The 11,304-nt window shown below is 71.0% G+C and carries 8 protein-coding genes; 4 read left to right on the top strand and 4 right to left on the bottom strand.

What is annotated here, in order from left to right:
* Positions 1-97 precede the first annotated feature (97 nt).
* Positions 98-1,990, top strand: a complete 1,893-nt coding sequence (locus tag AB0K28_RS00290; RefSeq protein WP_364363202.1) for a hypothetical protein — start codon at positions 98-100, stop codon at positions 1,988-1,990.
* A 9-nt stretch (positions 1,991-1,999) separates the two neighbouring features.
* On the opposite strand, the gene AB0K28_RS00285 is transcribed toward AB0K28_RS00290, so the two are convergent.
* The 4 genes from AB0K28_RS00285 to AB0K28_RS00270 all read right to left on the bottom strand — a co-directional run bounded on the left by AB0K28_RS00285 (position 2,000) and on the right by AB0K28_RS00270 (position 7,064).
* Entirely contained in the window at positions 2,000-3,241 is a 1,242-nt protein-coding gene (locus AB0K28_RS00285; RefSeq protein WP_364363199.1) for a cytochrome P450, read from the bottom strand.
* A gap of 97 nt (positions 3,242-3,338) precedes the next feature.
* Entirely contained in the window at positions 3,339-4,178 is an 840-nt protein-coding gene (locus AB0K28_RS00280) for an alpha/beta hydrolase (protein ID WP_364363196.1), read from the bottom strand.
* 53 nt (positions 4,179-4,231) lie between these two features.
* Entirely contained in the window at positions 4,232-5,485 is a 1,254-nt protein-coding gene (locus AB0K28_RS00275) for a cytochrome P450 (RefSeq protein ID WP_364363193.1), read from the bottom strand.
* Between the two features lie 31 nt (positions 5,486-5,516).
* Positions 5,517-7,064 (bottom strand): GMC family oxidoreductase N-terminal domain-containing protein, encoded by a 1,548-nt coding sequence (locus AB0K28_RS00270; RefSeq protein ID WP_364363190.1) that lies wholly within the window; start codon positions 7,062-7,064, stop codon positions 5,517-5,519.
* A 148-nt stretch (positions 7,065-7,212) separates the two neighbouring features.
* Between AB0K28_RS00270 and AB0K28_RS00265 the strand changes: the two genes are divergently transcribed.
* The 3 genes from AB0K28_RS00265 (at position 7,213) to AB0K28_RS00255 (ending at position 11,266) form a co-directional block, all read left to right on the top strand.
* Positions 7,213-8,751: a long-chain fatty acid--CoA ligase gene (locus tag AB0K28_RS00265; protein WP_364363187.1), complete on the top strand. Its 1,539-nt coding sequence runs from the start codon at positions 7,213-7,215 to the stop codon at positions 8,749-8,751.
* Between the two features lie 147 nt (positions 8,752-8,898).
* A complete protein-coding gene (locus AB0K28_RS00260; protein WP_364363184.1) occupies positions 8,899-9,834 on the top strand; it encodes a phosphotransferase in 936 nt (311 codons plus the stop codon).
* 151 nt (positions 9,835-9,985) lie between these two features.
* The gene (locus tag AB0K28_RS00255; protein ID WP_364363181.1) at positions 9,986-11,266 is read left to right on the top strand and encodes a PHB depolymerase family esterase; all 1,281 of its coding nucleotides are present in this window, start codon (positions 9,986-9,988) and stop codon (positions 11,264-11,266) included.
* Positions 11,267-11,304: the final 38 nt, after the last annotated feature.

The following is an 11,304-nucleotide window of genomic DNA, read 5'->3' as shown; positions in this document are numbered from 1 at the left end:
GATCATGCGTGGAACGTCAAATCCGGATATAACGGGACATCCGGACACAACCTCGGGAGGACCGGCGGCAATGGCAACGGAGAACTCCGGACCTCATATGCCCTCGTCCTGGCCCGAACCGCCACGACGCGAGACGCCGCCCGCGCCCCACTCCTGGCCCGAGGCGCCCGCCGCCGACGCTCCCACATCCTGGCCAGAGCCGCCCCGTCAGGCGCCCGAGCCGTCCTGGCCCGAGCCGCCGCGCAAGGACCCCTCGTGGCCCGAGCCGCCCGGCGCCGCCCGCCAGGCCCCCGCCCGCCCCGACGCCGCCGCCTACAACAGCGGCCCGCGCGACGCGGGCTCGTACAACAGCGACCCCGGTCCCTACAACAGCGACCCGGGCGCCTATAACAGTGCCCCGCACAACGGTGGCGCTCATAACAGTGGCGCTCATAACAGCGGCCCGCACGGCGCAGAGCCGTCGTGGCCGGAGCAGTCGCGGCCCGGGCAGCCGGGCGGCGCCGGATGGCCGGAGTCGTCCCCGCAGAACGGGCCCATCTCCTCCTGGCCCGAGTCGAACTCGCAGGACGTGCCGATGTCGTGGCCCGACGCGACGCCGCCGCCGCAGAGCGCCGCTGGCCCCGGCGCCTGGCCCGAGGTCTCCTCGAAGGGCGCCCCGCCCCCTGGCCAAGCGCCCAACCAGGCGCCCAACCAGGGGCCCGGCCGGCAGCACGGCCAGCAGCCCGGTCAGCCCGCCGACCCCGTGCCCGCGTGGGCGCTGCCGCCCACCCCGACGCCCGGCGCCTGGTCCAACCTGTCCAACCCCGCCCCATGGCCGCCCGCCGACCCGCAGGCGAGCACGCCGCCGGCGGAACGCACGGTCATGTACGGCAACCAGAGCACCCCCCGGCAGGACATGCCGCCGCCCCCGCAGCAGCAAAGTCCCCCTCACGACCAGCCCCCGATTCAGCCACAGAGCCAGGGTCACCCGGCCGACGAGCGTACGGTCACCTACGCCCAGCACACCGAGAACCTCCTCAACGATCGCGCGGTCCCCTCCACCTCCATGGATTCCACACACACCGGCGCACCCCCCGCCGAAGACCAGTCCAACCGCCCCGGTTCCCAGCTGAGCCGCGACCCGTCCGACCCGGAGCACCGGTTCGTCACCGCGGGCCAGATCAGCGGGTCGCGCACGCCGCCGCCCGAGCGCCAGCAGGAGCTCTGGAACACCGTCTTCGGCGACAACTACCAGGCCATGGGCGAGCAGGACGACCTAGACGAGGGCTCCGGCAAGCCGGTCTGGGTCTACGCGCTCGGCGGCTCCGTCGCGGTGGCGCTGGTCGCGGCGCTGCTGTGGGCGTTCCTGTGGGGCCCGCTGGCCCCCGACGACGCGGCGAGCGCCGGTGAGGCGGCGGCGACGGCCAGCGCGTCGGAGAAGCCGACGGCCACCAAGACCGCCACCTCGATCGGCCCGCTGCCGCGCTACCCGGGCAAGGCCTCCGCCGTCACCGGCCGGCTGCCGGTCGCCAACGCCGGCATCTCCGTGCCGCGCCTGGGCGGCGAGTGGCAGCTCGACCAGCGTCCGGCCGTCACCATCAAGGGCACGTACAACTTCATGCACCGCCAGTACGTGCAGGTCGCGCCCGAGCGGTACGCCGTGCTCATGGCGGGCCCGCTGCAGGAGAAGATGGCGTCCTACTACGAGCAGGACAACCTGGAGCCGGTGATCAAGCAGGTCGTGCTGGACGCGCGCAAGCGTTTTTTCCCCACCGGCAACAAGGTCCGCAAGGTCGCCCAGCAGGCCATCAAGGTGGGCGACCAGACCGGGCGGCTGATCGCGTACTCGCTGACCTCCGACACGGAGAAGGCGACGATCGTGACGATGGCCGTGAACACCGGCGCCGACGTGCCGGCCATCGTCTTCATGTCGATCCCGGCGGACAAGAAGCAGCTGCTGCCCGACATCCGTACGGTGATGAACCAGATCAGGCTCACCAACGCCGGTTAGCGGCGTCCGTCAGAACCGGCACTCCATGTGCTTGATGCCGTTGATGAAGCTGGAGTGCAGGCGGTCGGGCTCGCCGCCCTCGATGCCGGGCACCCGGCGCAGCAGCTCGCGGAACATCACCGTGATCTCGCGCCGGGCCAGGTGAGCCCCCAGGCAGAAGTGCGGGCCGGGGCCGCCGAAGCCGACGTGCGGGTTGGGCTGGCGGGTGATGTCGAAGCGCAGCGGGTCGTCGAAGACGGACGCGTCGCGGTTGGCCGACCAGTAGAACAGCACGACCTTGCGGCCCTTCTCGTAGAGGTGGCCGTTCATCTCGAAGTCCCTGGTGAGCTTGCGGCGCATGAAGTTCACCGGGGAGGCGAGCCGGACGATCTCCTCGACCGCGCCGGGCGCGCGGCCGTCGACGTCCTGCAGCCACAGGGCGCGCTGGCCGGGGTCGGTGGTGAGCAGGTGCAGGCCGTGGGAGATGGCGTTGCGGGTGGTCTCGTTGCCCGCGACGACCAGCAGGATGAAGAACGAGCCCAGCTCCTGCATGGTGAGCCGCTCGCCGTCGATGTTGGCGTTCACCAGTGACGAGGTGAGGTCGCCGGTCGGGTGCTCGGCGCGGTGGGCGGCGAGGTCCTGGACGAGCTGCTGGAGCTCCATGCCGGCGGTGAGCAGCCGCTCGGCGATCTGGGTGAGGTCGCCGCCGGTGTATTCGGGGTCGAAGCCGCCGAGGATGACGTTGGAGCGGTCGAAGACGTACTGGTAGTCGCGCTCGGGGATGCCCATCATGTCGCAGATGATCTTCAGTGGCAGGCGGGCGGCCACCTCGGTGACGAAGTCGCAGCCGGGGCCCTTGGCCAGCAGGTCGTCCACGATGCCCGTGGCGGCGGCCTCCACGTCGGCCTCGAACTGCTTGATCATCTTGGGTGTGAAGGCGCGCGAGACGATCCTGCGCAGGCGGGCGTGACGGGGGTCGTCCATGTTGATCATCGAGCCGAAGTACTCGGCGAATTCCGCCGGCATGTCGGGGATGTTCGTCGCGCCTCCGTCGCCCGAGCAGAACACCTCGGGGTTGCGGCTGGCCTCCAGGATGTCGGCGTGCTTGACCAGGGCGTAGTAGCCGGGGCCCTTGGGGGCGTAGGAGATCTCCATCTCCTCGAAGAAGGCGGGGCTCTCCATGCGGCGCAGCCGCTCGAACGCCTCCTCACGCTCGCTCATGGGCCGGGCCCAGAAGTCGCGGTCCGACAGGTCGAAGTCCAGGACGCTCATGTGGCAATCATGGGAAAAGCGGCCACTTACGTCAATGGTTCTTACGTACGGCGTACGTACGGCGGCCCGCCCGAAGGCCGCCGCGTACGAGCCCGGGTCAGGCGGCGGGGCCGAGCCAGTCGAGGATGAGGCGGTTGACCTCGGCCGGACGTTCGAGGTGCAGGAAGTGCCCGGCGCCGGCCACCTGCTCGGCCCGCGACCCTTCGGGCAGCCGGCTGATCGCGTCCTTTGCGAGGTGGGACGCCAGGCAGCCGTCCTGGGCGCCGTGCAGGTAGAGGACGGGGCCGGTGACCCCGTTGTCGACCTCCGGGTAGCGGCCCGACGGCGGCACGGTGCCGAGCATGGCGCGGTAGTAGCCGATGGCGGCCGACAGGTTGGCGGGCTCGCCGATGCTGCGCCGCAGGAAGGCGAGGTCCTCGCCCGCGTCGTAGCCGGGCGACCAGTCGTGCCACAGGTTCTCGAAGAAGCCGGGCGCGGCGGCGGCCGGCTCGGCCAGCGGCGTCTGGAAGAGGAAGATGTAGAACGAGCGCTTGAGCTGCTCGTACTCCAGGAAGGCGGCGCCGAGCGCGCCGGGCGGCGGCACGGCGAGCGTGACGGCGCGGCGGAAGCGGCCGGCGGTGGCGTAGGCGGGGAAGGCGCCCCAGTCGTGGCCGATGACGACGGCGTCGTCACCGCCGCCGAGCTCCTCGTGCAGCGCGCGTACGTCGGCGACCAGCGCGGCGGTCTCGTACGCGGCGTCGGCGGGGACTTCGGTGGGCGCGTAACCGCGCATGAAGGGGGCGACCGCGCGGTAGCCGCGTTCGGCCAGCGCGGGCATCAGGTGCCGCCAGGTGTGCGCGGTGTCGGGGAAGCCGTGCAGGCACAGCGCCAGCGGCCCCTCCCCCAGTGTCAGATACGCGAACTCCACACCGTTGGCGTGGATCGTCCTGATCTCCATGACTGCGAAACCTAGCACGCCGCCACTCGCCCGACCGGGGTTCCCCGTTTCGCTCAGAACGTGTAGCGCAGGTGCTTGACCCCGTTGATGAAGTTGGACAGCAGGAAGTCGGGCTCGCCCACCGCCTTGATCGCGGGCAGGCGGGTGAACAGCTCGCGGAACATCACGGTCATCTCCCTGCGCGCGAGATGCGCCCCCAGGCAGTAGTGCGGGCCTGGGCCGCCGAAGCCCACGTGGGGGTTGGGGTCACGGGTGATGTCGAAGGCGTCGGGGTCTTCGAACACGGCCTCGTCGCGGTTGGCCGAGGTGTAGAAGAGCAGCACCTTGTCGCCCTTGCGGTAGGGGGTGCCGTTCAGCTCGTGGTCGCGGGTCAGCGTGCGGCGGAACTGGATCACCGGCGTCGCGTAGCGGACGATCTCGTCGCACGCGCCCGCGATGCGGCCGTCGAAGTCGGCCAGCAGCTGCTCGCGCTGCTCCGGGTGGTCGGTGAAGAGCTTCAGCCCGTACGCGATGGCGTTGCGGGTGGTCTCGCTGCCCGCCACCACGAGCAGGATGAAGAACGAGCCCAGCTCCTGCGAGCTGAGCCGCTCGTCGCCGTTGACCAGCAGGCTGACCAGGTCGCCCGTGGGCCGCCTGCGCCGCTCGTCGCCGAGGCGGGCGGCCAGCCGGTTGAGCGCGTGGCCGGCGCGCAGCAGCTTGGCCAGGCCCCGGGCCACCTTGACGCGGCCGAAACCGGGGTCGATGCCTGAGTACTCGGGGTCGGCGTTGCCGAGGATGACGTTCGTACGCCGCAGCACCGCGTCGTGGTGGCTCGCGGGGATGCCCATCATGTCGCAGATGACGCGTACCGGGAGGCGGGCGGCCACCTGGGCGACGAAGTCGCCAGGGCCTTCCGCGACGGCCTGGTCCACGATCTCGGCGGCGGCCCGCGCGAGGTCCTCCTCCATCTTGGCCAGCACGCGCGGCGTGAACGCCCGCGAGACGATGCGGCGCAGCCTGGCGTGCCGCGGGTCGTCCATGTTGATCATGGAGCCGAAGTAGACGCTCAGCCAGCGCGGCATGTCGGGGATGCTGTTGGAGCACGGCTCGCTGCTGAAGACGGCCGCGTCGCGGCTGGCCGCGGTCACGTCGGCGTGGCGGACCAGGGCGTGGTAGCCGGGCCCGCCGCCGACGAACGGCACCGCCTGCTCGGGCACGAACACCGGGCGGTCGAGCTCGCGCAGCCGCCGGAACGCCTCCATGCGCTCGGCCTGCGGGCGGGCCCAGAACGGGATCTGTGACAGGTCGAGCTCCGCGGGCAGCGTCATACCGACGAGCCTACGCAAGTGACCACTTACGTCAAGCCTTGTGCCCCCTGATCAGGTCCGCGGCCTTCTCCCCGATCATGATCGCGGGGGCGTGGGTGTGGCCCCTGTTGAGCGTCGGCATGATCGACACGTCCGCCACCCGCAGCCCCTCCACGCCGCGCACGCGCAGCGCCGGGTCCACCACCGAGGCGTCGTCGGCGCCCATCCGGCAGGTGCCGACCGGGTGGTAGAGGGTCTCGCCGCGCTCGCGTACCCACTGGGCCAGCTCCTCGTCGGTCTCCGGCCCCCAGTACGGCGCCATCGGCCCGCCCGCGTACGGCTTCATCGCCGCCGTCGCGAACACCTCCTTGGCCCGCTTCAGCCCCGCGACCAGCCGCCTGACATCGGCCTCCGCCGACAGGTAGGCGGGGTCGATGACGACGTCGCGGCCGTTCAGCCCGATCCTGCCGCGGCTCTCCGGCTGCAGCAGCACCACGCCGACGGTCAGGCCGTGCCCGGTCGGCGGGGTGAGCCCGTGGTCCTTGAACGGCACCGGCGCGAACACCAGCTCGACGTCCGGCGCCGGCTCCGCCTCCGAGGTCCTGATGAACGCGACCGCCTCGCCCACGTTCGTGGTGAGCATGCCGGAGCGCAGCACGATGTAACGCAGCAGGTTGGGGATCGACTCGGCCTTGGTCAGCGTCACCGGCTGCAGGCACTCGACGAACACACCGGTCGAGAGGTGGTCCTGGAGGTTCTTGCCGACCTCGGGCAGCTCGTGCACGACCGGCACCCCGGCGTCGCGCAGCTCGTCGGCCGCGCCGACGCCCGAGCGCATCAGCAGGTAAGGCGACCCGATGGTCCCGGCCGCCAGCACCACCTCCAGCCGCGCCTTGATGTGGGCGCCGCCGCTGTGCTCGACGCCCGTCGCCCGCCTGCCGTCGAACGTCACCCGCGTCACCGTGGCGTCGGTGACGACGTGCAGGTTGGGGCGGTTCGCGGCCGGGCGCAGGTAGGCGTCGGCCGAGCTCCACCGCCTGCCCCTGTTCTGGGTGACGGGGGTCGGGCTGTAGCCCTCGTTGGAACGGCCGTTCAGCTCGGCGAGCCGCGGCATGCCCAGCTCCTCGCAGGCCGCGAGGAACGCCGCCGTCGTCACGTTGGGGCTGCGCAGCTCGGAGATGTAGAGGGGACCCGAGGTGCCGTAGACGCCGCCGCGGTTGCTGCCGACGCGGTGCTCGGCCCGGTGGAAGTACGGCAGCACGTCGTCGTACGCCCAGCCGGGGATGCCCCATTGGTCGTAGTCCTGCTGGCAGCCGCGCACCCACATCTGCGCGTTCATCGAGGACGAGCCGCCCAGCACCCGGCCGCGCGGCCAATAGAGCTCACGGCCCGACATCTCACTCTGCTTGGCGGTGGTGAAGTTCCAGTCGTAGCCGGTCCTGAAGAGCTTGGGAAAGCCCGCCGGCATGCGGATCTCCAGCTTGTCGTCCTTGCCTCCCGCCTCGACCAGCGCCACGGACAGCCCCGGATCCTCCGAGAGCCGGTTGGCCAGCACGCACCCCGCAGAGCCGGCCCCGACGATGACATAGTCGTACTCCATTGATCTCCTCCACGGGGCTGGACAACGTGTTCCCTGCTTACTCCACGCCTCGGGAACGCGTCCATATCCACTTGTGACCTGCTCTACCTACCAGCCGGTATGGCGGCCCTGCGAAGATGACCGCGAAGCCGTTCTATAGGGAGGCGTCATGCTCAACCTGTCGATCGTCCTGGAGGACTCCGCCAGGAACACCCCCGACGGCACCGCGATCGTCTTCGGCGACATGCGGCTGCCGTACTCCATGATCGACACAGTGGCCAACCAGGTCGCGAACCTGCTGGTGGCGCGCGGTATCACCAAAGGCGACAAGGTCGCGCTGGCCTGCCCGAACCTGCCGTACTTCCCGTTCGTCTACTTCGGCATCCTGAAGGCCGGCGCGACCGTCGTGCCGCTCAACGTGCTGCTGCAGTCACGCGAGATCGCGTACCACCTCGACGACAGCGACGCCAAGGCGCTGTTCTGCTTCGAGGGCACGCCGGAACTGCCGCTCGGCGAGCGCGGCAAGGCGGGGTTCGAGGCGTCCGAGGGGTGCGAGCACTTCTTCGTGCTGCCCGCGACCCCGCTCGCCACGGAGTCCCCGTACGGCGAGTCGATCTGGGCCGCGCTCGGCGGGATGGCCTCCGAGTTCGAGACCGTGCAGACCGCCCCCGACGACACGGCGGTGATCCTCTACACCTCCGGCACCACCGGCCAGCCCAAGGGCGCCGAGCTCAGCCACCAGAACATGCTGATGAACGCCATGGTCAGCGACAAGATGTTCCCCGCGCCCGAGGAGGGCAACGACACCTACCTGGCGGTGCTGCCGCTGTTCCACTCCTTCGGCCAGACCGTGGTGATGAACACCGGCTTCCTGCGCGGCGCGACCGTCGTGCTGATGCCGCGGTTCGAGCCGGGTGAGGCGCTGGCGCTGATGGTGAAGGAGAACGTGACGTTCTTCGCCGGCGTGCCCACGATGTACTGGGGCATGCTGACGAAGGTCCACGCCGAGGGGCTGGAGGTGCCGCGCTCGCTGCGGGTCGCCGTCGCGGGCGGCGCGGCCTCGCCCGTCGAGGTGCTCAACGACTTCGAGCGCACGTTCGGCGTCGGCATCCTCGAGGGGTACGGCCTGTCCGAGACCGCCCCCGTCGCCAGCTTCAACCAGCCGGGCCGGCCCACCAAGGCCGGCACGATCGGCACCCCCATCTGGGGCGTGGAGATGAAGCTGGTCGACGGCGACTGGAAGACGGTCGAGGGCGAGGGGCCGGGCGAGATCGCCATCCGCGGCCACAACATCATGAAGGGCTACTACGGCAGGCCCGAGGCGACGGCCGAGGTGATGCGGGACGGCTGGTTCCGTACGGGCGACATCGCGACCCGCGACGCCGACGGCTACTACTCGATCATCGACCGCGCCAAGGACATGATCATCCGGGGCGGCTTCAACGTCTACCCGCGCGAGCTCGAAGAGGTGCTCGTCACGCACGAGGCCGTCTCGCTGGCCGCCGTCGTCGGCGTCCCGCACGAGTCGCACGGCGAGGAGATCAAGGCGTACGTCATCCGTACCCCGGACGCCACGATCACCGAGGACGAGCTGATCGCCTGGTGCAAGGAGAACATGGCGGCGTACAAGTACCCCCGCATCGTCGAGTTCCGCGACTCGCTGCCGATGACCGCCACCGGCAAGATCTTGAAGCGCGAACTGCGCTGACCACGCGCTGGCGCCGCCCCTGGGGGCGGCGCCCGCTCCGCGCGAGGACCGCCTCCCTGAACGCGGCCCCCACTTCATGATCGTCATTCTGTGCGGACCCCGTTATTCAGGTGAAGCCCAGGCCGTGGGGCCGGTAGCTTGCTGGGCATGCGGGAGCGGCCGGAGGACTTCGACGAGGGGCTGTTGCGCACCGCGCTCAAGGCGTGGGGGATCGACGTCCCCGCGCTGACCTACGCGCCGGTGGGGTTCGGGGACTTTCACTGGGTGGCGGGTGATCGGTTCGTGACCGTGGCCGACGTGCGGCGGCGGTCGTACGACGCCTTGCGGGCGGCGCTCGACACGGCGGCGGCGCTGCGCGGCGAGGCGGGGCTGGAGTTCGTGGTGGCGCCGCTGCGTGACGCGGAGGGTGCGACGCTGCGCCGGCTCGACCGTCGCTACGCGATGAGCGTGTTCCCGTACGAGGAGGGGCGTCCCGGCGAGTTCGGCGACGAGCAGGACGCGGACGAGCGGGCGGCCGCCATCGACGTGCTCGCCGCTCTGCACGGCACCCCTCCGCCGCTGCCCACGCCGGTCAGCCCCGTGCAGCCGGCGGGCCGTGCGCTGCTGGAGGGGCTGAGCCGGGGAGATGACGGGCTGCCGTGGCTCGGCGGGCCCTACTCCGAGCCGGCCCGGGATCTCGTCGCCGGCCACGCGCGGACGTTGCGCGGGGCGCTGGAGGAGTTCGACCGGCTGGCGGAGCGGCCGGGCGAGCCGGTGGTGACGCACGGCGAGCCGCATCCCGGCAACCTGCTGCGGGCCGGCGGGCGGCTGCTGCTCGTCGACTGGGACACCGTGGGCATGGCCGTCCCGGAGCGCGACCTGTGGCTGGTGGCCGAGACCGGCGACGACCTGGCCCGCTACGCCGACGCCACCGGCCACACTCCTGACCAGGGCCTGCTGCGGCTCCACCGGCTGCGCTGGGCGCTGGACGACGTGGCCGAGTTCGTCCAGTGGTTCCGCGCGCCGCACGCGCGCACGCCGGACGCCGAGGTGGCCTGGCGCGGGCTCCAGGGCACGCTGGAGCTGCTCGCCCACGACGGCTGAGCGCCGAAAGTTTCACACCCGGCCGCGCCCGGCCGGGCTCTCGCGGCAGCTCACGACCTCCACGCCAGGCCCGGCGGACGAGCCCCATTGCGGTGCCGAAATTTTCTGTGGACACTCGCAATATTTCGGCTGCCGATGCGAGAGGATCTCGATGAAGCTGAAAGCTCGACTGGCCGGAGCCGTGATCGCCGCTCTGGCGCTCGTGGTCGCCGGTCTCATCACCGCGCCCCCCGCTTCCTCGGCGCAACTCACCGAGGTGACCGGATTCGGGACGAACCCCACCAACCTCCGCATGCATCTGTACGTCCCCGACGGCGTCCCCGCCCGCCCCGCGCTGCTGGTGGCCGTGCACTACTGCACCGGCTCAGGCCCCGCCTTCTACTCGGGCACGGAGTTCGCCCGGCTCGCCGACCAGCACAAGTTCGTCGTCATCTACCCGTCGGCGACCAGGAGCGGCTCCTGCTTCGACGTCTCCTCGCCACAGGCGCTGCGGCACGACGGCGGCAGCGACCCGGTCGGCATCATCTCCATGGTCAGGTACGTCCAGCAGCGCTACGACACCGACCCCGACCGCACGTTCGTCACCGGCGCCTCGTCCGGCGCGATGATGACCAACGTCCTGCTCGGCGACTACCCCGACGTGTTCAAGGCCGGGGCGGCGTTCAGCGGCGTGCCGTTCGCCTGCTTCGCCACCACCGACGGGTCGAGCTGGAACAGCGCCTGCGCCAACGGCCAGATCAGCAGGACCCCGCAGCAGTGGGGCGACCTCGTACGCGCGGCCTACCCCGGCTACAGCGGCCCCCGCCCGCGCATGCAGATCTGGCACGGCACCGAGGACGGCACGCTGCGCTACCCCAACTTCCAGGAGCAGATCAAGCAGTGGACCGACGTCCACGGCCTGAGCCAGACCCCGAGCCTGACCGACCAGCCGCGCTCCGGCTGGACCAGGACCCGCTACGGCGGCACCGGCACGCAGGCCCCCGTCGAGGCGATCAGCCTGCAGGGCGTCGGTCACAGCCTGCCCCAGGGCGGGATGGCGGCCATGGTCATCGACTTCTTCGGCCTGTCGGACGACGGCCAGGACCCGGACCCGACGACCACGCCCACTCCCCCGCCCCCGGGCGCCTGCCAGGTGACGTACACGATGAACACCTGGAACACCGGCTTCACCGCCGAGGTGAAGATCGCGAACACCAGCCAGTCGCCGGTGTCGTCGTGGACGCTCGGCTTCGCGCTGCCCGCCGGCCAGACGGTCACCTCCGCGTGGAACGCCACGATCACGCCGGCCGGCGGCCAGGTGAGCGCGCGCAACGTCTCCTACAACGGGACGATCGCGCCGGGCGGCTCGGCGTCGTTCGGCTTCCAGGGCACCCACAACGGCAACACCGGCAAACCCCCCGCATTCACCCTGAACGGCGCCGCCTGCTCCTGAGCAACCGGTCGCTTGTCGGTAACGACGCCTCGTTTACC

The sequence above is a fragment of the Nonomuraea sp. NPDC049504 genome, from assembly GCF_040676845.1.
In the GTDB taxonomy this organism is placed as follows: domain Bacteria; phylum Actinomycetota; class Actinomycetes; order Streptosporangiales; family Streptosporangiaceae; genus Nonomuraea; species Nonomuraea salmonea.
The sequence above is the reverse complement of the archived record's forward strand: the minus strand, read 5'-3'. Positions and strand labels throughout refer to the sequence as shown.